Origin of the sequence: Exiguobacterium sp. s125, from assembly GCF_018618605.1 — a bacterium.
GTDB classification, from domain to species: Bacteria; Bacillota; Bacilli; order Exiguobacteriales; family Exiguobacteriaceae; genus Exiguobacterium_A; species Exiguobacterium_A oxidotolerans.
The window spans coordinates 1-21,403 of record NZ_JACSMI010000005.1 but is presented as its reverse complement, the minus strand read 5'-3'; the positions used below and the strand labels follow the sequence as shown (position 1 = coordinate 21,403).

Genomic DNA, 21,403 nt, shown 5'->3' with positions numbered 1-21,403 from the left:
TCCCGACTTGCCGAACCTTTAATCCAAAACATCATTGGTCCGGTTTAGGGAGAATTTTTTCCATGGCCAGGACATCGACGTAATACCCGTTTAACATTCCTTGTTCTTTAAAGGTACCGACGATTCGGAATCCGGCTTTGATGTAGAGTTTTTGTCCGATCCGGTTGAAGGGGAACGTAAAGAGAATCAGCTTATGCATGCCGTGAATGATTGCATGTTCTTCGATGATGTCGAGTAGTCGTTTTCCGATTCCTTGTCCGCGGTGGGTCCGTGTGATGTAGACGGACAGTTCGCCGACGGACTGATAGACGGGACGCGGATTGTAGGCATCGAGCGAAATGAAGCCAAGAATCTTTGACCCTTCATAGGCAACGTAACCAGCATGTCGCTCGGAGCGTTCACTGAACCATTGCTGCATGAAGGCGAGATCTTTCGTATCCGTCTCGAGCGTCGCGATCCGGTCTTCGATTCCTTCATTATATATGGCGAGCACGTCCGGTAAGTCGGTTTCTTGAACGAGACGAATCATCATACACGTCAGCTCCTTTTTGTGTCCTTTTCTTCATTATATCGGAGATGGATGAAACAAACGGCATGTTTCTAGAATAGGAAATGCTCCCGTACACGCGCTTTCCTCAAACATGTTTGTCAGACGACGTTTCCGTACAAAAAAAAGCCCAGGTCCTCTATTGCTAAAAGACTTGGGGCAGACCGGACTGAATTAGTTTGCTGAAGACAGGGCGTTCCGCTCGTAAATCGGCACCCAGCCGTCCGTCGTGACGAAGATTCGGATCGCCACCACTTTCCGGTCTTCCTGGAGCGTGAAGTAGTGGCGCGTGTTGACGGGAACGGAAATCAAATCACCGGGATTGAGCTCGATGTTGTAATAGCCGACCTCCTCGTCTTTAATCGCAAACACGCCATGGCCGCTGACGATGAAGCGGACCTCGTCATCGGTATGATGGTGTTCTTTTTGGAAGTTGACGAGTAATTCATCGAGATTCGGTGTCGTATCCGACAGTGCGATGATGTCAGCCGTCTGGTAACCGCGACGTTCCGAAACATCTTTAATCTCGTCCGCGAATGTCGTTAAAATCGTCTGTTTGTCGTCATCCGTTAATGTAAAGTTCTCGACGAGGTCGCCCGGTAACTTCGAGACGTCCCATTGTTCATATAAGACGCCGCGTGAGGCAAGGAATGAAGAGACCTCATTTTGATCCGTATACCGTTCGTTTGTCTGTTGGAAAAGTACTGTTGCCATTGTAAATTCCTCCTTTTAATGAATCGCCTGTCGGCACGTTTGTAGTTTTAAGGTGTAACTGAACAAAAACTCGAATGCTTCCAACTGTTTTTTCGCTTCAAAGGCAGTCGGTGCCCAGACGGTGATGCCGTGATTGCGAATCAGGACGGCGCCGCTCTCGGCATGTACATGTGCTGCAAAGGCAGCGGCAAGCGTCGGAATGTCGGCATGGTTCGGGATAATCGGCACACGGACTTCCGCATCTTCTTCCCAACGGCCGAGTGCCTTGATGATTTCCTGACCGGCAAACCGAATCTCGCCTTGGTCGCCGTACAGTTCCGAAATGACATTATTGTCAATCGTATGGACGTGAAGGGAACACCCGGCAGTCGTTCGGTTGAAGACCTCGACGTGGAGCAACGTTTCGGCAGAGGGACGACCCGTCTGTTCGCCGATCAGTTGACCGGATGCGTCGACATGGACGAAGTCGTCCGGTGTATCCTGCCGTTTGTCCTTCCCGCTTGCCGTCACGAGAAATTCAGTCGGTTGATCGGCTGTCCGGATGGCGAGATTGCCGCTTGTGCCGGGGAACCAGTCGCGTGCTGCAAGTTCCTGTTTGACGGCACGTAATTCTTCATATCGTTTTAAGAAGGTCATGTGTACACCACCTTTGTCTGCAGATGATTCAATATGTCATGAAAGTTTTCAAACGGCGTATACGGGATGCCGTGCTGTTCACATAGCGTGATCAGATAATCCCGTGCATAAACGTGATCCGCCTGCTTAGCCAGTTCAAAATCTGTTACGGAGTCGCCGATCGCGATGATCGTGTCACCGTTCTGCTTCAGCTTCCGGGCGATCGAGGTTTTGCAACAGCCGCATTGATTTGTACAGGTCGCGTCGCAGGCATGCGGCCATTCGATTCGAACCGTCTCCTGGCTGAAGTCACTGCCGTTGCAATAAATCGCTTCGTCCGTCAGTACATCCGCAAGAATCGGCTGGACAAAAAAGTCGATCCCGCCGCTGACGATGGAAAAATCAATCTCGTTTGATTTGGCAAAAGCGAGTAAGGTGTCGAAGCCGGGACGAATGACCGCCCGTGTCATCAAGAAATCAATGTAGTCCTGTTTTTGACTGGACGGAAGCAGCTGAAACATCTGTCCGACGCCGGACTGAATCGAGAGCGACCGGTCGAGCACACCTTGTTTTAACGGTTCAAATTTTTCCGGCGGAGCGAACTCCTGCATCAAGGCGATGATATTATCGTGCTCCGTTACTGTTCCGTCAAAGTCACATAAAATCCGGATCGTCATTTCGTGATCCCCCAAGCATCGAGAGCGACACGTAATTCCTCGTGCCGGTGGGCGGCACTTGTCAGTGATTCGCCGGCCAGTGCTGCGCCCAGTGCCTGGCGGAAAGCGATGACTCCGGCCGCAGCACCTTGCGGATGACCGTGGACACCGCCTCCGGCATTGATGACGGAATCGACGCCGAAATCACGAACAAGCTGGGCGACGAGACCCGGGTGGATTCCGGCGGACGGGACCGGGAGAATTGTTTTGGTCTCACCGATTCGGGTCGCTTCAACGGCAATCCCGCGGGCCAAGTCTTTGGCGAGGGCGACATTCCCATACGGCGACGGGAACAGTGTCAAGTCGGCACCGGCAATCCGCGGCAACGTTCCGAGCAGGACCGGGGCGGCAATCCCGTACTCGGGACTGGCGATCAAGGCACCGCTCAACGCCGGATGATTAAAGATCGGGACCGGGATTTCCGGATCGGCTGCCAGTTCCCGCAAGACATCAAGCCCGTATGTAAACGTGTTGAGCAGGAGGGCTGTCGCTCCGGCTTCGACCAGTCGTTTCGCCTGCTCTTTCAAGCGGAAGACCGGACCACTCAATGTAATCGCATAAAGGGCCCGTTTACCGGTCCGTTCATAGTGTGCATCGAGGACTTCCCGTCCAATCCGCGCCCGGTCGAGTGCCGGTGTCAGCGGATTGTCGTATAAGATTTCGTCATCCTTGACGAGATCAATCCCGCCGGCGAGCTGGGCTTCCAGTTGTTCCCGTAAAAAAACGAGATCCCGTCCGATGACGCCTTTGAAGATGCTCATCAACAGGGGGCGGTCATGGACTTGGATCAATTGGCGGACGCCCTCAATGCCGAATTTAGCACCGGGGAAATCCAGTGTGAACGAAGCGGGAAGCTGAAGATCCGTCAGTTTGATTTGACCGTCGAGTGACAGCTTGCCGAAGACGGTCGTCAAAATCGCCGAAAAGTCCCGTGAGACGTTGTGTTCCGGATAACGGATCGTGACATACCCTTTACCGTCGTGTTCTTCCGTATGGACGACTTGTCCTTTAAAGGATTCAAGCTGTTGTTGTTCCAAGTGATTCAAATCGGTCCATGAGCCGACCGTCAGACCGAGGGCGATTTGCTCTGCCCGTTTTGGTAACTGATCGGTCACGCCGAGTTGGTAAGTTGCGGTAATGTACACCATGATCGTCGTCTCTCCCTTGTTAAAAAATACAAAAATGGTCCCTCGTCAATGACAAGAGACCATGAAAAATTGCGCGTGGACTCTTATCTGTCAGCGTGTTAGCTGCAAGAATTAGCACCGTGCCAACTGGTCGGTTGCTGCGACATCATAGGGCTCGTCCCTCCGTCTGCTCTTGATAAGAATTGGATGAAATTGTGAAATCTAATTGCAATTTTTACATGAGATGGACGTGATGTCAAATAATTTTTTGAAAATTTATTTTTTTTGAAATCAGCTTCTATAGATGGCGGTCTTTTAAATGGTTTTTCACTAAAAATTGGAATTGACAGATGATTTAAGACGGGCGTAATATTCGAATCAACATCGAACACAACAACCACATATGACTCTTATCGTGAGTTGGCAGAGGGAATTGGCCCGAAGACGCCGCAGCAACCGACCATCCGGCACGGTGCTACATCCAACAGACATTCGTCTGAGAGATAAGAGGACGGATGATACCCCGCGCCTCTTTTCTATGACGAAAAGCGGCGTTTTTTTGTGTAGAAATGAAGGGGGAAGCAAGATGGCATATCAAGCATTTACAGAACAGGACGCCATTAAACGTGTCCGGGAACTCGGACTCATCGGACAGGAAGAAGCGACGGCAGAAGAAATCGGCGACGGGAACTTGAACTTAGTCTTTCGGATTCAGGCAGGGAAAGAACGTTTGATCTTGAAGCAGGCATTACCTTATGCAAAAGTCGTCGGGGAAAGCTGGCCCTTGTCACTCGAGCGGGCCTGGATCGAACAGTTGGCACTGAAGGAATTCGCAAAATACGCGACGCCATTCGTTCCACGGGTCTTTCATGCGAGTCATGAAGAAGCGTATACAGTGATGGAGGACTTGTCGCACCTGCAAATCGTTCGGACGGGATTGCTCGCAGGCGAAACCTACCCGCTCCTTGCTGAGCATGTCGGTTCATACTTGGCACGGACGTTATTTTTCACGTCAGATTTTGCGCTCGGTCCGGTCGGAAAAAAACAGGTCGCACGTGACTATTACAACCCGGATTTATGCGACATTACGGAAAAGTTAATCTTTACGGATCCGTTCTGCGACGCGGAAACAAACAATATCGAGAGCGGATTGGAAACAGACGTACAGCAGCTCTGGCAGGACGAAAAACTGAAGCGGGAAGTGGCGAAGCTCGAAACGTTGTTCATCACGAAAGGGGAGGCCTTATTACACGGAGACTTACATACAGGAAGCATTTTTGCTTCGGCGGGCGAAACGAAAATCATCGATCCGGAGTTCGCTTTTTACGGACCGTTCGGGTTTGATGTCGGTCAGTTCATTGCCCACCTCTGCTTTGCGGCGTATCCGAACTATGCTGAGTTGCGGGAGAAGCGGGTGAAGGATATCGATACGTTCTGGCTGACGTTTGCTTCGACGTTCACGGCACTGTGGGAACGGGAAGCCGTCGAACCTTTCCGGACGGTACCCGGGCTTGTCGATGATGTCCTCAGTACAATTCTCCAAGACGCGCTCGGTTTCGCCGGTTGTGAACTGATCCGGCGGACGATTGGTTTGGCACCGGTCGCTGATTTGGAACAAATTCCGGATGCTGCGACGCGCCTTGAACGGAAACGTCATGCGTTACGCCTCGGGACGGCATTGATTAAACGGCGCGGCGAATGTAAGACGTTTACCGATCTCCGGAATTTTGACGTGACGGAGGAATTGAGCCGATGAGCGAGTTTATCCGTAGTGTCATCTATGAGCGGGCGTGCTTAAAGATCCTTGATCAGACCCGTCTCCCGCAAGAAGAACGGTACGAAGTCATTCATGATTTGGCGCAAGCGGTTGAGGCGATTAAACAACTTCGTGTCCGTGGAGCGCCGGCAATCAGTCTGTTCGGTGGATTCGTCCTCGTGCAGGAAGCGTTCCGGACGACGGGATCGCTTGACGAGGTCAAACAAAAACTGTTGACGGTATCGGCGGAGTTACTGGCGACCCGGCCGACCGCCGTCAATTTGCGGAACGTACTCGATGCGCTCAATCAGCTTATCCTTTCGAGCACAACGCTCGAGGAACTGCCGAAACGTCTGGAACAAAAAGTAATTGCCCTTTATGAAGCCGATGCCAAGACGTCACGGCAAATCGGTGTGCATGCGTTGGAGCTGTTTCAAGCGGGAGACCGGGTGTTGACGATTTGTAACGCCGGATCGATTGCGACAGCGGCGTACGGGACGGCACTGGCCCCGTTTTATCTTGCGAAGGAACAAGGCATCCCGTTATCCGTCTATGCGTCGGAAACCCGGCCTTTGTTGCAGGGGGCGCGCTTGACGACATGGGAGCTGCAACGGGCAGGGATTGACGTCACCTTGATCACGGACAATATGGTCGCGCATACGATCAAGGAAAAGCAGATCACCGCCATCATCGTCGGCGCGGACCGGATCACCCGTAACGGGGATACGGCCAATAAAATCGGGACGTTCCAGCTGGCGTTACTCGCACGTGCCTTCGGGATTCCATTTTATGTCGCGGCACCGCTGTCGACGTTTGATGTGACGAGTTTATCAGGTGACGAGATTGAAATTGAAGAACGCGATGCTAGTGAAGTGACACAACTGGCGGGGAAAGTAACGGCACCAGCCGGAACAAAGGTCTTTAATCCGGCGTTTGACGTGACACCGCACGAGCTCATCACGGCGATCATCACGGAACTCGGCGTCATTGAACGGCCGAGCGTGGAAACGATCGAATAGGCGATTGGACAACAGGTCATCTAAACAGACAGGAGAGATCGAGATGAAAAAATTAGCATTCTTACTCGCACCGGCGGTCTTGCTGGCTGCTTGCGCCAATAGTGAAGCGACACCGACGAAAAAAATCAGCGGTGTGCCGGAAAGTGTCCAAGGCGACATCAAGATTGCCGTCATCCGCAATCTGGCGTCCGATGATCATACGAAACAATTTTTAGACGGTGCCCGTTCGGAAGGGGAGGCGCTTGGGTTTAAGGTCAACACGTTCATTTCCGAAGGCAATGACGTCAAGTTCAAGGAACTGGTGGCGCAAGCCGTTCAGCAGGATTATGACGGACTGATCATCTCGCACGGAAAAGAAGATTATGCCTACGACATGATTAAACCGGCGATCGACAAAGGGATTCAGGTCGTGACGTTTGATACGGTGACGAAGAAAAAGGACCAGACGTTAACAGGCATCACGGAGACGTTCCAGGATGATCACAAACTGGCAGAACTTTCACTCGATGAAGTGACGAAAGTGAAAGACGACAAGCCGGTCCGGGTCATCAAATTGTGGTTCGGTCCGGGGTTTGCACCGCTTGACCGCCGTCAGGAAATCTATAAGACGTATGAAGCGGACGGCAAAATCAAGACGCTTGAAACGGTCGGACCGACGAATTTCCAGGATGTCCAGGGCGATATCGCGACGAAGATGAACGCGATTCTCGCGAAATATCCGAAAGGAAGCATCGATGCCGTCTGGGGAGCGTGGGATGAAGTCGCAAAAGGCGCCTATAAATCCTTAAAAGACAACAAACGTCAGGAAATCCCGTTGATTTCAATCGATGTCTCGAATCAGGACATCAACCTGATGCGTGAGAATGGTAGCAACTGGGTGTCGACGAGTGCCGTTGATCCGCATTTGATCGGACAGACGGACATGCGCCTGCTCGCGAAAAAACTGGCCGGCGAAAAAACACCGGGCAGCTTTGATCTGGACGCTAAATTAGTCGAGCAAAAGGCGCTCAAAGCCGATACGACGATGTACAATCTCGATACAATCATCAAGGGCTGGAGCACATCTGAGAAATTCAATGAACCGTGGATGGAAAAACTGCGGAAAGCGAATGCTGCGAAATGACGCATCTGGACGCGACGAACCGGCTCGAGATGCGTGGGATTTCAATTGAATTCCCCGGTGTCAAAGCGCTTGATGCTGTTGACTTTTCCGTCCGCCGCGGGGAAATTCATGCGCTCGTCGGAGCGAACGGCGCCGGTAAGTCGACGCTGATGAAAGTATTGGCGGGAGCGCATGCGGCGTATGACGGGACGATTTCGTTTGAAGGTGTGCCGTTGACGATCGATTCGCCGCGTGCCGCGAAACGGGCGGGAATTGAAATCGTCTACCAAGAAGTCGATACGGCATTGATTTCATACTTGACGGTCGCGGAAAACATTTGCCTCGATTTGTTGACGAACGGACAGCTCAAAGGGGTCATCCGGCAACGCCGGTTGGAACAGATTGCACGGGAGGCGCTCGGGAAACTCCAGTCTTCGATTGATGTCCGGCAACGGGTCAGTGAACTGCGCCTTGCCGACAAACAGTTGGTCTTGATTGCCCGGGCACTCGTTCAAGACAGCCGTTTTTTAATCCTGGATGAACCGACGGCGCCGCTCAGTCAACGGGAGACGGAACGTTTGTTTCGCATCATCAGGGAACTCGCGACACGCGAACAATTGGGCGTGATTTTCATCTCACACCGCCTTCAGGAATTATTTGAAATCTGTGAATCGATTTCCGTCATGCGTGACGGAAAACTTGTCGCCCGCCAAGCATTAGCCGGGCAAACGAAAGAGACAATCGTTGAACAGATGCTCGGAAGACGTTTGCAACAGACGGACCGGCAAACCCGAACCGTCGGGCAAGCGTTGCTCGAGCTCAATCAAGTGATGGTCCCGGGTGAACTCAATCAGCTGTCATTGACGGTTCATGCAGGTGAAGTGATTGGAATTGCCGGACTTGTCGGAGCGGGAAAAACCGAGCTCTGTAAGACGATTTTCGGAGTGACTCCGACTGTGGCGGGACAGATTCGGATAGCCGGCGAACCGGCGACTATCCGGTCGCCGCACGAGGCAGTCAGACACGGGATTGGTCTGGTCCCGGAAGAACGCCGTAAAGAAGGCATCCTTGTCACGGATCCGATTTATCAAAACATGACCGCGGCAAGTCTCAAACAATTCGTCAATCGGTTCGGTTGGGTCAAGACGGGAACGGAACGGACTGCCGCCAACGCTATCATCAAACGATTGGCGATCAAATCAACGGATGAAACGCAACGCGTGGAAGGCTTATCCGGCGGGAACCAGCAGAAGGTCGCGATCGGCAAATGGCTCCTCGCCGATGCTGCGGTCCTGCTGCTCGACGAACCGACAAAAGGTGTCGACGTCGGGGCGAAACGGGAAATCTTCGACGTGATCGATCAACTGGCCGGACAGCAAAAAGCGATTCTGTATGCGTCCAGTGAATTCGATGAATTGCTGGCGGTGACGGACCGGATTTATGTCATGTATGACGGGAAAATCGTGTTCGAGACGAATACGTCGGAGACGACGGAAGACCAATTACTGCTGTATGCGACAGGGGGGATGACTTGATGAACGAGGTACTTCACGAACCAACGACGGAATCAAAACCAAACACGGAACGACACGCATCCGGTAAACGGTTGTTACGCTTTTTGAATGACTGGGGGATCGTCCTCGCAATCCTTGCACTCATCGTCTTTTTTGCCGTGACGGCACCAAGCTTTTTACAGGGCGCGAACCTGATTAATATTTTGCGCAGTATCTCGATTGTGACGATCATCGCAATCGGGTTGACCGTTTCGCTGACCGTCAACGGTTTTGATTTATCGGTCGGTTCGACCGCGACCTTTGCCAGCTCGCTCGTCGTCTCATTTTTTGTCTGGTACAGCCTTCCGCTTGGTCTGTCGATCGGCTTGGCGATTTTGATTGCCTTAAGCGTCGCGCTGGTCAACGTGTTATTGATCGTCAAATTCAAGATTCCCGACTTGTTTGCGACGCTTGCGACGATGTTCATCTTTGAAGGGGTGGCGATGACGTATACCGGCGGCGGATCAATCAGTGCCGGGATGCCCCGTCTCGACGGAACACCGACAGTCGGGATGATTCCGGAGTCCTTCCTAAAAATCAGTCAGGCACCGTGGATCATCCTAATCATGCTCGCCGTCGTAGCAGTGACGCATCTGTTTTTGAACCATACACGACACGGCCGCTTCTTATACATCATCGGCGGAAACCCGGAGGCGGCACACTTGACGGGAATCCCGGTGCACCGTTACCGGGCACTGGCCTATGTGATTGCCGGACTACTCGCGGCAGTCGGAGGAATCCTGCTTGCGTCGCAGGTTGGATCGTCACAGATTAATGCCGGATCCGGCTATTTGATGCCGGCAGTCGCGGCTGCCTTCATCGGTTCATCGTTTGCCGGACAAGGGAAACCGAACGCACTCGGGACATTAGTCGGAGCCTGCTTAGTCGGGATTCTTGAGAATGGGCTCGTTATGTTATCTGTTCCGTATTACTCATTGAATATTATTAAGGGGCTTGTCCTTGCACTTGCTTTAGCAACGACGTATTACCGGTTTCGAAAAAAATAATTAAAAAACAAGGTTTAACTTCGAATAGATTCGGTAATATTCAATATATGAAAGGATGGTGATGCACATGAATGATTATCAATGTAGAGGGAACGATCGCATGTCGCTTCGAGTAGAAGAGGATCACCGGACTTGACGAACGGAATAAGTTTATAGACACGGATTGTACCCGTTTTTTACGTGCACTCTGCACGAATCAAGAACGGTTTACGGCATGTAATCGTTCCTGAAACACAAAGGGGGAGTCGCTCTGCGGCGCCCCCTTTTTTGTGCGTATTGAGAGACTCATATGCCTTTCCAAAGGGACTACGGGTATGAGAAGATAGAAAGAGTCAGAAAATTCAACTACTAAAGAGCAAGGGGCCTGACAATGCGAACATACACAAGAGAGATTCAAGCAATCATCGACAACGTAGAAAAAGTAATCGTCGGTAAGGAAGATGTTATTACACAATCGTTAGCAGCGCTACTTGCCGGAGGACATGTCTTACTTGAGGATGTACCGGGGGTCGGGAAAACGATGCTCGTGCGCGCATTCAGTCGCTCAATCGGCCTGACTTTTAAGCGTGTTCAATTCACACCCGATTTACTCCCCTCGGATTTAACGGGTGTTTCGATGTATAACCAAAAAACGAGTCAATTTGAGTATCGTCCGGGTCCATTGATGGGCAATATCGTTCTCGCGGATGAAATCAACCGAACTTCTCCGAAAACACAATCGGCGTTACTGGAAGGGATGGCGGAAGCAAATGTAACGGTGGACGGAGAAATCCATACGCTTCCGAATCCCTTCTTTGTCATGGCGACGCAAAATCCGATTGAGCATGAAGGGACATATCCATTGCCGGAAGCACAACTCGATCGCTTTTTAGTCAAAGTCGAGATGGGCTATCCGGATTTTCAGCAAGAGATGAAGTTGCTGAATCGATTCGAACGCGATGAACCAATCGACACGATCGAATCGGTCATCGGGCGCGACGAATTGTTACGGATGAAGGAAGAAGTCAAGGAAGTCCACGTTTCACAACCGGTTAAAAAATATATCGTTCAGCTCGTCCAGGCCACGCGTGAGCATGCTTCGCTTTACCTTGGAGCCAGTCCGCGTTCATCGATTGCTTTAATGAAAGTCGCGCAAGCCTGGGCTTATATGGAAGGGCGGAAATTCGTATTACCCGATGACGTGAAACACCTGTTGACACCCGTCTTATCACACCGGTTGATTTTGACGGCAGATGCTCGCTACCACGGACAGTCGGCTGAACGGGTATTGGAACAGGTGAAAAAAGAAGTTGCGGTGCCGATTCAACACGACGTGGAGTCTTTATGAAACGGTGGCAAATCGGCTGGCGTTATGCCGTCCTGCTCCTGATGGTCACGGCATTGTGGATTTACGCCCGTGTGGATGGTGGAAATGTAGCCTCGTTACTGTTCTACGTCATGGCAGGTTTGACTGTCTACTGGACGATTTTTTTAATCTGGCCCGTGACGAAAGCCGTCGCGACGCGAGAAGTTTCGAATAAGATGTTGATTGCCGGGACGGACATTCCTGTCGTTTTACAAGTTAGACGAAAATACCCTTTTCTTGTCGGGACCGTCGAAGTAACAGAGGAAGTACCGGAAGCATTGAGTGCGGAGCGTTTAGACATTCGGCGCTCGTTACGTGCCCATTACCGGAAGACGGAACAGATTGAATATGTCATTCCATCGATTCGTCGTGGACTGTATCAGATTCCGGGTTGTGTGATTGAAATCACGGATCCGTTCGGTGTATTCATGCGAAAAAAACTCTATCCGGTCGAAACGTATCTTGCGATTGAACCGGCACGGCTCGCGACGCAGTTGCCACATGAAGACGACCGGGGGGACGGCGGAATTTCGCCCGTCTCGCTCGATTTGCGGCAGTCATCCTTTACCGTCGTTGGAGTCCGGGAATATGTCAGTGGCGACCGGATGAACCAGATTGATTGGAAGGCAACGGCGAAACGCCAAGGTTTGATGACGAAGACATTTGAACGGGAACAAGAGCGGGAAACGACAATTGTTTTTGATGAAGGAACGGTGAGTGATGCGCAGTTCGAACGGAGCATTTCGATGCTTGCCGATGCGACCGATCAACTCAACAAACGGCGCTTGAATTACCGGATCCATCTCGTCGGTCATGCTGTCCAGTCCCTGTCCCTACCGCTTGAAGGGGCGAAGCTGACACATTATTTGATGACGGCTCAACCGAGTCGGACCCGTTCATTCATTGAGTCGTGGGAGTATTCCTCAAAAGCATTACGTCTGAGTGGAAACGTCCTCTTCATCACGCCGGATCTTGAATCGAATAACGAGATGTGGATGTCTAAAATCAGACAGGAAGCGACCGTGCATGTCTATACGCCGGAAAGGAGGGGGAGCCGATGAGTCGACGACTGATTTGGAACTTACTCGCGGCGTTACTACTTGCGAGCTTCATGCCCCCGCTACTGGAACTGACGACGTTTGACAGCATCGTTCCTTTCTTGCCGCTTCTTTTGACACCACTCCTGCTATCGCACGTCCGAAGACGGTGGTTTTTAAGTGGCAGTCTACTTGCTTTGATGGTGTCTTTTTACTTCATCTTGACACCAGGAGAGGCACCGTGGCGACTATTAGGTGAAATTACGGATGATGTATCACGTGTCATCAATGGGGAGTTGCCGGGACGACCGGCCTTCGCCTTATCGATCGGTCTAATTAGCTTTTTAATCGGCTACCTTGGTCGCCGAACCTTCCCGAATCGAGGATTTGTTGTTGGGTTGACCGTCGGTGTGATCGGTTTCATCGCCTATTGTGACACATGGACGGATTACTCGGGTGACCAGTTCATCTTGTATCCAATCCTCCTGGCATTACTTTTGTTGTATGCGACAGAAATCAATGAACGACCGACTGCCTCTTACGTTCGGCCGATTAGTGCCTTGTTGATTATCGGTGTAACGATCGTTGCGGCACTGCAAAGTCCGGTCATCACAGCGACGTGGCAAAACAGTTGGTATGACTGGACGTCACGTTTTGAAGGAGAAGGTACATCGACGAATGCGATTCAAAAAGTCGGATACGGCTCGAACGATGAACAGCTCGGTGGTCCATTCCAAATGGACGACCGGGAAGTTTTTCAAGTCGAGAGTGAAGGGAATCGTTACTGGCGGGTCGAGACGAAGGACGTCTACACCGGTAAAGGTTGGATTTTATCGGAGTCAAGTCCGGAGATTAACGGGCGTGGTTTCTTCTCGCACTTTGGCGATGACGTCGAGACACGTGAAGAGAGTGCGACGTTCAAGTTGGCTCGCGAGTTGCCGTTTGTCCCTTACAATGGAGATAATGTGCGCTTGACGGCAGATGATCAACGGCAAAATCTTTTAATCAACCCGGAAAATCAAAAAATTTCGTATCTTGACGATGCAACGCGCCAGCAAAATTATCAGATTCAGTACGCGTATCCACTGTTTACTGAAAAACTACTCCAAACGGATGAACCGGTAAAACTTTCAGAAATGGAACAAGATCGTTACCTGCAACTGCCGGGAACATTACCGGACCGGGTTCGTGATTTAGCGGCTGAGATCGTTGCTGATGAAGAAACACCGTGGGAGCGCGCGAAAGCGATTGAAAATTACTTCGAGCAAGAAAACTTTGAGTACAATACGGAAGATGTTGCTGTCCCGGCAGAAGATCAAGACTATGTCGATCAATTCTTGTTCGAGACGAAGCTCGGTTATTGTGATAACTTTTCGACTTCAGCAACTGTGTTACTACGGGCGGCTGGATTACCGGCACGCTGGGTAAAAGGATTTACAGGTGGCGAATCCGATGTCATCGGTTCTGCTGTCACGAGTTATACGGTCCGAAACAAAAATGCCCATTCCTGGGTCGAAGTCTACATCGAAGGACCGGGTTGGGTACCGCTCGAGCCGACTGTAAGTTTTGACGGTACAGGGCAATATACGATCAATCAAGAGACTGATAACGAAACGGAACAATCAAATCCGCAACGGGATACAGAGACAGATACGGAAACGGCAACACCGAACCGTCCGCAGGAAAATCTTCTCGATGACGCCCAAGCGACGACAGCGAATCAGGCGGAAAAACGTTCGATTCCCGTCTGGCCGATCATTGGTGCGTTGCTCGGTCTTGTGTTCCTCTATCTGTTTAGAAAACCAATCAGACGAACGGCCGCAATTCTCTTCTTCCGTAGCCAAATCAAACGACCGGAAGGATTCAAACGGATGTATCGCTTCTTGCTCCGACGTCTCGATAAACAAGGGTTCCATTATAAGGATGGACGGACGCTCGCGGAACTTGCACATGAAGTCGATGGGTATTACGAAACGTACGCGATGCGCCCGTTGACGGATGCCTATGAACGGATGATTTATGGTGGTGAGACGTTGTCGCTCGAAAAGAAACGTGAATATTTCGAAAATATGATTCGTCGCGTAGAGGGTTGATATTTTTGAATTGATACAGTTACAATGAGAACAACGTAAATCATACATGCATCTCCTTTGTATATACTCGCGGATATGGCGCGAGAGTCTCTACCGGGTCACCTTAAACGACCTGACTATGAAGGAGCAGACCCTTCGTATACATTTTTTTGTGAAGCGGCCTGCTCTTTTTCCATTTATTCATGGGGGAAGAGTGGGCTTTTTTCATAGGGGTACGCATGAAACTTGAAAGGCGGGAATAGATTTGGAAGCACATTTGGACCAAGAAATGATCCTCGTCCTCGATTTTGGAGGTCAGTACAACCAATTGATCACACGACGCATCCGTGATCTCGGAGTTTACAGTGAACTGCATTCGCACAAGATTACGGCAGCAGAAATCAAAGACATCGCACCAGCGGGTATCATCTTCTCCGGTGGACCACGCAGTGTCTACGCAGAAGACGCGTACCGCTGTGATCCGGAAATCTTCGAACTCGGAATTCCGATCTTTGGTATTTGCTACGGCATGCAATTGATGTCGCAACACTTCGGTGGGACAGTCGAGCGTGCCGGACACCGGGAGTACGGAAAAGCGACATTGACGCTGAACGATCCGTCCGCGATGTATGCAAACTTACCACTCGAGCAGACGGTCTGGATGAGCCATAGTGATCTCGTCACAACGGTTCCGAACGGTTTCGTCGTCGATGGGACAAACGTTTCCTGCCCGATCGCTTCCATCAAAAACGAAGAGTTAAAAATGTATGGTGTCCAGTATCATCCGGAAGTCAACCACACGATGTTCGGCAAAGAACTCTTGAAAAACTTCCTGTTCGAAGTCTGTCAGTGTACAGGCGACTGGTCGATGGAGAACTTCATCGAAATCGAAATCGCGAAGATTAAAGAAGAAGTCGGCGACAAAAAAGTTCTTTGTGCCCTTTCAGGCGGTGTCGACTCGTCTGTCGTCGCAGCACTGATTCATGCGGCAATCGGTGACCAATTGACATGTATGTTCGTCGACCACGGTCTCTTACGGAAAGGGGAAGCGGAAAGTGTCATGAAGACATTTGCCGATCACTTCCACATGAACGTCATTAAAATCGACGCGCAAGACCGTTTCCTGAACAAATTAAAAGGGATTTCAGATCCGGAGCAAAAACGTAAAATCATCGGTAACGAATTCGTTTACGTCTTCGACGAAGAAGCGTCAAAATTGACGGATATGGACTTCCTGGCCCAAGGAACGCTCTATACGGATATCATCGAAAGCGGAACGGATACGGCACAAACGATTAAATCACACCACAATGTCGGTGGATTGCCGGAAGACATGCAGTTCAAATTGATCGAACCGATCAATACGTTGTTCAAGGACGAAGTCCGTGCACTCGGTAAAGAACTTGGTTTGTCGGACGAAATCGTCTGGCGTCAGCCGTTCCCAGGACCCGGTCTCGGCATTCGTGTCCTCGGTGAAATCACAGATGAGAAACTTGAAATCGTCCGTGAATCTGATTTCATCCTCCGCGACGAAATCAAAAAAGCCGGTCTTGAACGTGAAATCTGGCAGTACTTCACGGTCTTGCCACCACTTCGTTCAGTCGGTGTCATGGGTGACGAGCGGACATACGACTATGCAGTCGGCATCCGTGCCGTTACGTCAATCGACGGCATGACGTCGGACTGGGCACGCATCCCGTGGGACGTGCTCGAGAAGATTTCCGTCCGGATCGTCAACGAAGTCCAGAACGTTAACCGCGTCCTGTACGATGTGACGTCGAAACCACCTTCAACGATTGAGTGGGAGTAAGAACTAGACTTGCTGAGGAAATTCGTCTCATGAAGCCTGTCGTACCAACGCTTTAAAGGGGATAGGTGAAAAGAAGTCCGTTTCACCTTCAACAATTATATTTAAAAATGAAGCTCTCTTTTGTTCGCATTATTTGTGAATGAAAGGGGGCTTTTTTCGTGACTAAAATCATGGAACTGTTGGATGACTTTAAACTAAACCAACAAATTCAAGGGAGGAGACCACGATATATCGAGATGTGCATCGGGCACTTGATATAATATGAAGTGAATAACTAAATGGAGTAGGTGGCGAACCATTATGATTGATTGGACATGGGCTGAAGTTGATCGATTAGAGCATCAAGAGAAGTGGAATGAAGCAAAAGAATATCTTTTAAAAGCATGGCAACAAAATCCCATAGACTTAAAAACTGTGATTCGACTGGGCTTTTTTTGTTGGTATGTCGTAGTCGAACAAGGACCGCTAGGAATTACAGATGCAGATGTAGATATGGATGAATTAGAGTCGTTACTGGAGGAAGTTACACATTTCGGCTTAGCGCATTTTATGACGAATGAGGATTTTCTCTGGTGTTTTGGTTATATGATTTCTGTGTTTCCCTATTATTTTGGCGACTATGAACAGTGGGAAGAAAAAGGGATTTCTATGTTAAAACGTGCTTATGAATTGTATCCTGAGGAACCTGTATATAAGTATTCTTACTTAGGATATTTCCCGAATACCTATGGAACACTTAAGAATGAATTAAAGCAGATACAACCTGTTTTAGAAGATCGATTTAAAGGAGAAGGCTTATTGACAGAATACTTTAAAGAAGTACTCCGTCAACGTTAACTTTCAATAAGGAACAAGCTCCATATGAATTAAGAATTTGTTTCCAATCGGAAGAGCGACTGTCAGTTACTTTCTTTTTCGCGTGATGCGTCTACAACATTTCTGTTTCTTTTCTTCAAAAAAACGTGTGTTTAAATATAGACTTTAGTAACTTAAAAAGAGAGATATCAATCAACAGACGAAAAAAGGAGTTGGAGGAAGGCAATGAACGGACGCGATTGGGTTTACGATCATGCCAAATTAGTATTGATTTTTTAAGTAGTTCTCGGTCATATAATCGAGCCCTTTATTTTAAAAAGCCCAGAGTTGGAAAGTGTATTTAATTTTATTTCTTCCATATGCCAGCTTTCATTTTCATATCGGGTTATTTTACAAAGGGGGAATTAACTCTTAAAGCCGGGCTGAAACTGTTTTTTGGATTATCTTGTGTTATTCATCCTGATACAACTGGTATTTGTAGCGGTGATGAAAGGGAACGGAATTGACCAATATCAATTCTTGGCGGTACAACCGGCTTATATCTATTGATATCTGTTTGCGATGTTTGTCTGGAGTCCCCTGCTGCCGGCGGTTCTTTGGCTGAGGCGATCCGTCAAGATGGGAATCGGGCACATTTTGTTGGTCAGTATGCTGGCCAGCCGGCTACATCGATCAAATCGGCTGAGCATGGAGCTTATCGCGCATTGTCGTCTTTTTTCCGTTTTATGTGCTCGGCTATTACTTCAAGCGTCGTGGATGAATCATCTATCAGGTGTTCCCGAACCGCGGGATGGCTTTAGTGGTCATGCTGGCTAGTGCTCTAATGATGTGGACATGGCCAAACCTTTTTCAGTTTGATTTGCTGAGTGGAGCGAATTCATATTTCAAGATGGGGTTAGATGAAACTGGATTAATCTTGCGGCTTGTTCTGTATATGATTCAGTGTCTGATGATCATGGCATTCTTTACGTTGTTGCCGAGAAAACCATTCGTAATTTCCCATCTTGGAACGAAGACATTGACGATTTATATTCTCCACGGTTTTATCGTCAAAGGACTGGTCGCTGCGTCTTACTTTGATGAGCTCACAATCGGACGAGTGCTTTTTCTTCCGATGTTAGCGGCAGTCCTCGTGATGGTCTTTGGAAGATTGCCCATCCGTTTTCAGTTATTGCCTTACATATTAAAGCAAAATAACCGTGAGAAGAAAAACAAAGAAAAAGTCAGTCAGTCTAAAAAAACGCTTCCAAAACCGAACGTTCGGCTTATTTAATCCACTAAATTTCGCTTTTATGGTTGACCGTCTATTTTGAGCGTGCTACGATGTGTCTGTTCTTATTTTAAATCATCTACTAAAAAACAAAAAATAATGCCGTATAATTCTGGGGATATGGCCCGGAAGTCTCTACAGGAACACCTTAAAGGTTCCTACTACGGCGTGCACTGATTTCTGGTGTGCGCTTAAAGAAACGGCTTTTACCGCTTAGGTAACTGCCGTTTTTTTCGTTTCTTGAGACGGCTTATTTGGAAAGAAGGCAACCATGAGCACACAGATGAAACCGCAACAACCTAAACAAAAGGAGAACGCGATCGCGCGATTCTTCGACTTCGACGGACTCGGTACGAATATGCGGACAGAGTTCATCGCCGGTATGACAACATTCTTCGCGATGGCGTACATCTTATTCGTTAACCCGAATACGTTAGCAGACGCCGGGATGAATCCTGGGGCTGTCTTCGGTGCAACGGCGCTTGTCGCCGTTATCGGTTCAGTCACGATGGGCTTACTCGCGAATTATCCGATTGCTCTCGCACCCGGTATGGGATTGAACGCGTTCTTCGCCTACAGTGTCGTCATCGGCATGGGGATCCCGTGGGAAACGGCATTATCCGGTGTTTTAGTATCGGGTCTTGTCTTCATGGTACTCACGGCATCAGGGATTCGTGAAACAATCATCAATGCGATTCCAGAACCACTTAAAATGGCAGTTGCTGCCGGAATCGGTTTATTCATCGCCTTCATCGGTTTGAAAACAGGTGGAATCGTCGTCGCAAACGAAGCGACGCTCGTCTCACTCGGTAACTTGGGTCAAGGGACAACATTGCTTGCGGTGTTCGGTTTAGTCGTTTCAGCGATCTTAATGACACGCGGAATTAAAGGCGCCATCTTCTTCGGAATGATTTTGACGGCAATCGCGGGAATGATTTTTGGATTGATTCCTGTTCCGTCAAGCCTTGGGGAAATCGTTTCAGCTCCACCGAGTATCGCACCGACATTCGGACAAGCGTTCCTTCACTTCAATGAAATCTTTACTGTCCAGATGGCAGTCGTCATCTTAACGTTCTTCTTCGTTGATTTCTTCGATACAGCGGGAACACTCGTTGCCGTCGCGAACCAAGCAGGATTAATTAAGGAAAATAAAGTTCCGCGTGCAGGACGCGCCTTAATCGCTGACTCAACAGCAACAGTCGCGGGTTCAATCCTTGGAACATCAACGACGGTTTCATACATTGAATCAAGTGCAGGTGTCGCAGCAGGCGGTCGCTCAGGAATGACGGCAATCGTAACCGGCTTATTCTTCGGACTTGCCTTATTCTTCTCACCACTTCTCGCCGTCATCACGGCGCCGGTCACAGCACCGGCACTCATCATCGTTGGTGTATTAATGGCATCCTCACTTCTCCAGATTGATTGGAAAAAGTTCGAGTATGCAGTTCCAGCCTTCTTGACAGTCATCATGATGCCACTTACGTATTCGATCGCAACGGGAATCGCATTCGGGTTCTTATTCTATCCAATCACGATGATCGCGAAAGGTCGCGCGAAAGAAGTACACCCGATCATGTACGCCATGTCACTCGGATTCCTAGCATACTTCATCTGGTTACACTAATTTTTCTTATTAAGCTGACGTCTTTCTTCTATATAGAAGAAAGGCGTTTTTTTAATGGAGAGTAGGGAATCAACAAACAGGAGGTGATGAACGTGTTGGAAAAACTAACAGGTCCGATATTCGAACGACTCGCTGTCGATAAACGTCTTATTCGTGTGGCCCGAGCAGTCGGCTTACCTTTAGGGGGAACATTATTCGTAGGAGGGCAAACAATCGATGAGACGTTCCGAACAGTCCGGACGTTGAATGTGCAGGGGCGGGCAGTCACGATTGATTGTTTAGGAGAGTTTATTCACAGTGTGCAGGATGCAAAGGCGATTGCGGATGAATGCATTGATGTTTTGTACCGATTAGAGAAAGAACAAGTGGATGGACAAATTTCATTAAAGTTAACATCCGTCGGCGTGCGGTTAGATCCGGAACTCGCCCTCATGCAGATGGAGCGTATCCTTGAAGTCGCACTTCAGCTGAATCGTCGGGTGACGATCAACATGGAAGAGTACGAAATGACTGAGTCGATTTTGAAAATTTTCCGTGTGCTTCAGTTCTCTTACCCGAACCTTGGCGTGGCGCTTCAAGCAAATCTGCACCGTAGTCGTTTTGACTTGGATCAACTCGAACCAATGACCCGGATCGTAAAAGGGGCATATACGGGGTCGAAAGAACATTACATCGAGGATAAGGCGATGGTAGATGCCAACTATCTTCTATTAGTAAAACAGAATTTGATGAAAGGACGTTATACGCAAATCGCGACACATGATGACGATATGATTGAGGAACTACTCGACTTTATTCGACAAGCTGACATTTCAGATGAGTGTTTTGAATTTCAAATGCTTCAAGGGATGCGACCGCAACGTCAGAAAGAGTTGGTCAATTCAGGATATCGTGTTGTCGTGTATGTACCGCACGGAGTAGACTGGTATACGTACTTGATGAGACGTCTGGCTGAACGACCTGCAAATATCGGGTTTACTTTATTGAGTATGTTAAGACTCTGATGCTGTATGTAAAACGCAAAACAGCTTTTTGTAAAGTTTTTTTAAAATAATGCTTGTGTTTGTCGAATTTTGTTGTTATATTAATAAATGTTCCAGCGAGACGCCTTTTATAAACGGTTTGTTGGGGCTGAAAAATCTTTTCAAAAACACGGTTGACATAATCAAAACAACCTGTTAATCTATTAAAGTCGCTAACACGACACGACGAACTTTGAAAACTGAACGATGAGGCAAAAAACGTATCTTCGGATACAAACAATGAATGAAGC

The 21,403-nt window shown here is 49.1% G+C and carries 18 protein-coding genes and 4 riboswitches; of the genes, 13 read left to right on the top strand and 5 right to left on the bottom strand.

The window, feature by feature from the left end:
* Window positions 1–31: 31 nt before the first annotated feature.
* The 5 genes from KNQ05_RS12110 to KNQ05_RS12090 form a co-directional block, all read right to left on the bottom strand.
* The gene (locus KNQ05_RS12110) at window positions 32–532 is read right to left on the bottom strand and encodes an arsinothricin resistance N-acetyltransferase ArsN1 family A (protein ID WP_214767163.1); all 501 of its coding nucleotides are present in this window, start codon (window positions 530–532) and stop codon (window positions 32–34) included.
* A 189-nt stretch (window positions 533–721) separates the two neighbouring features.
* Window positions 722–1,261, bottom strand: coding sequence for a 1,2-dihydroxy-3-keto-5-methylthiopentene dioxygenase (locus KNQ05_RS12105; RefSeq protein ID WP_214805496.1), 540 nt, complete (start codon window positions 1,259–1,261; stop codon window positions 722–724).
* A 15-nt stretch (window positions 1,262–1,276) separates the two neighbouring features.
* Window positions 1,277–1,897, bottom strand: coding sequence for a methylthioribulose 1-phosphate dehydratase (locus KNQ05_RS12100; RefSeq protein WP_088836250.1), 621 nt, complete (start codon window positions 1,895–1,897; stop codon window positions 1,277–1,279).
* Complete coding sequence (locus KNQ05_RS12095; protein ID WP_214805494.1) at window positions 1,894–2,553, bottom strand: 2-hydroxy-3-keto-5-methylthiopentenyl-1-phosphate phosphatase; 660 nt, start codon at window positions 2,551–2,553, stop codon at window positions 1,894–1,896. The genes KNQ05_RS12100 and KNQ05_RS12095 overlap by 4 nt, the downstream gene beginning before the upstream one ends.
* Window positions 2,550–3,740 (bottom strand): 2,3-diketo-5-methylthiopentyl-1-phosphate enolase, encoded by a 1,191-nt coding sequence (locus tag KNQ05_RS12090; protein WP_214805492.1) that lies wholly within the window; start codon window positions 3,738–3,740, stop codon window positions 2,550–2,552. Before KNQ05_RS12090 ends, KNQ05_RS12095 begins: the two co-directional genes overlap by 4 nt.
* A gap of 80 nt (window positions 3,741–3,820) precedes the next feature.
* A riboswitch (SAM riboswitch) is annotated at window positions 3,821–3,922 on the bottom strand.
* 204 nt (window positions 3,923–4,126) lie between these two features.
* Window positions 4,127–4,229, top strand: a riboswitch (SAM riboswitch).
* Window positions 4,230–4,305: 76 nt separating this feature from the next.
* Here KNQ05_RS12090 and mtnK point away from each other — a divergent pair.
* From mtnK to KNQ05_RS12025, 13 genes are all read left to right on the top strand, one after another.
* Complete coding sequence (gene mtnK, locus KNQ05_RS12085; protein WP_214805490.1) at window positions 4,306–5,475, top strand: S-methyl-5-thioribose kinase; 1,170 nt, start codon at window positions 4,306–4,308, stop codon at window positions 5,473–5,475.
* On the top strand, window positions 5,472–6,494 hold the full coding sequence (gene mtnA, locus KNQ05_RS12080) for an S-methyl-5-thioribose-1-phosphate isomerase (RefSeq protein WP_214805488.1): 1,023 nt from the start codon (window positions 5,472–5,474) through the stop codon (window positions 6,492–6,494). Before mtnK ends, mtnA begins: the two co-directional genes overlap by 4 nt.
* A 43-nt stretch (window positions 6,495–6,537) precedes the next feature.
* The gene (locus KNQ05_RS12075) at window positions 6,538–7,617 is read left to right on the top strand and encodes a sugar ABC transporter substrate-binding protein (protein ID WP_214805486.1); all 1,080 of its coding nucleotides are present in this window, start codon (window positions 6,538–6,540) and stop codon (window positions 7,615–7,617) included.
* Window positions 7,614–9,131: a sugar ABC transporter ATP-binding protein gene (locus tag KNQ05_RS12070; protein WP_214805484.1), complete on the top strand. Its 1,518-nt coding sequence runs from the start codon at window positions 7,614–7,616 to the stop codon at window positions 9,129–9,131. Before KNQ05_RS12075 ends, KNQ05_RS12070 begins: the two co-directional genes overlap by 4 nt.
* Window positions 9,131–10,156 carry an ABC transporter permease gene (locus KNQ05_RS12065; RefSeq protein ID WP_204251417.1) on the top strand — a complete coding sequence of 342 codons (1,026 nt, stop codon included), beginning with the start codon at window positions 9,131–9,133 and terminating at the stop codon, window positions 10,154–10,156. Before KNQ05_RS12070 ends, KNQ05_RS12065 begins: the two co-directional genes overlap by 1 nt.
* A 370-nt stretch (window positions 10,157–10,526) precedes the next feature.
* Entirely contained in the window at window positions 10,527–11,483 is a 957-nt protein-coding gene (locus KNQ05_RS12060; RefSeq protein WP_214805482.1) for an AAA family ATPase, read from the top strand.
* Complete coding sequence (locus KNQ05_RS12055) at window positions 11,480–12,562, top strand: DUF58 domain-containing protein (RefSeq protein WP_088836260.1); 1,083 nt, start codon at window positions 11,480–11,482, stop codon at window positions 12,560–12,562. The genes KNQ05_RS12060 and KNQ05_RS12055 overlap by 4 nt, the downstream gene beginning before the upstream one ends.
* On the top strand, window positions 12,559–14,631 hold the full coding sequence (locus tag KNQ05_RS12050) for a transglutaminase TgpA family protein (protein ID WP_214805480.1): 2,073 nt from the start codon (window positions 12,559–12,561) through the stop codon (window positions 14,629–14,631). Before KNQ05_RS12055 ends, KNQ05_RS12050 begins: the two co-directional genes overlap by 4 nt.
* A gap of 37 nt (window positions 14,632–14,668) precedes the next feature.
* Window positions 14,669–14,770: riboswitch (purine riboswitch) on the top strand.
* Window positions 14,771–14,899: 129 nt separating this feature from the next.
* On the top strand, window positions 14,900–16,420 hold the full coding sequence (gene guaA / locus KNQ05_RS12045; protein ID WP_088838417.1) for a glutamine-hydrolyzing GMP synthase: 1,521 nt from the start codon (window positions 14,900–14,902) through the stop codon (window positions 16,418–16,420).
* A 300-nt stretch (window positions 16,421–16,720) separates the two neighbouring features.
* Window positions 16,721–17,257 (top strand): hypothetical protein, encoded by a 537-nt coding sequence (locus KNQ05_RS12040; protein ID WP_088836262.1) that lies wholly within the window; start codon window positions 16,721–16,723, stop codon window positions 17,255–17,257.
* A gap of 769 nt (window positions 17,258–18,026) precedes the next feature.
* The gene (locus KNQ05_RS15690) at window positions 18,027–18,509 is read left to right on the top strand and encodes a hypothetical protein (protein ID WP_239456813.1); all 483 of its coding nucleotides are present in this window, start codon (window positions 18,027–18,029) and stop codon (window positions 18,507–18,509) included.
* A gap of 79 nt (window positions 18,510–18,588) precedes the next feature.
* Window positions 18,589–18,690, top strand: a riboswitch (purine riboswitch).
* Between the two features lie 135 nt (window positions 18,691–18,825).
* Window positions 18,826–20,130 carry an NCS2 family permease gene (locus KNQ05_RS12030; protein WP_029332579.1) on the top strand — a complete coding sequence of 435 codons (1,305 nt, stop codon included), beginning with the start codon at window positions 18,826–18,828 and terminating at the stop codon, window positions 20,128–20,130.
* 92 nt (window positions 20,131–20,222) lie between these two features.
* A complete protein-coding gene (locus KNQ05_RS12025) occupies window positions 20,223–21,134 on the top strand; it encodes a proline dehydrogenase family protein (RefSeq protein ID WP_214770528.1) in 912 nt (303 codons plus the stop codon).
* The last annotated feature ends 269 nt before the right edge of the window (window positions 21,135–21,403 follow it).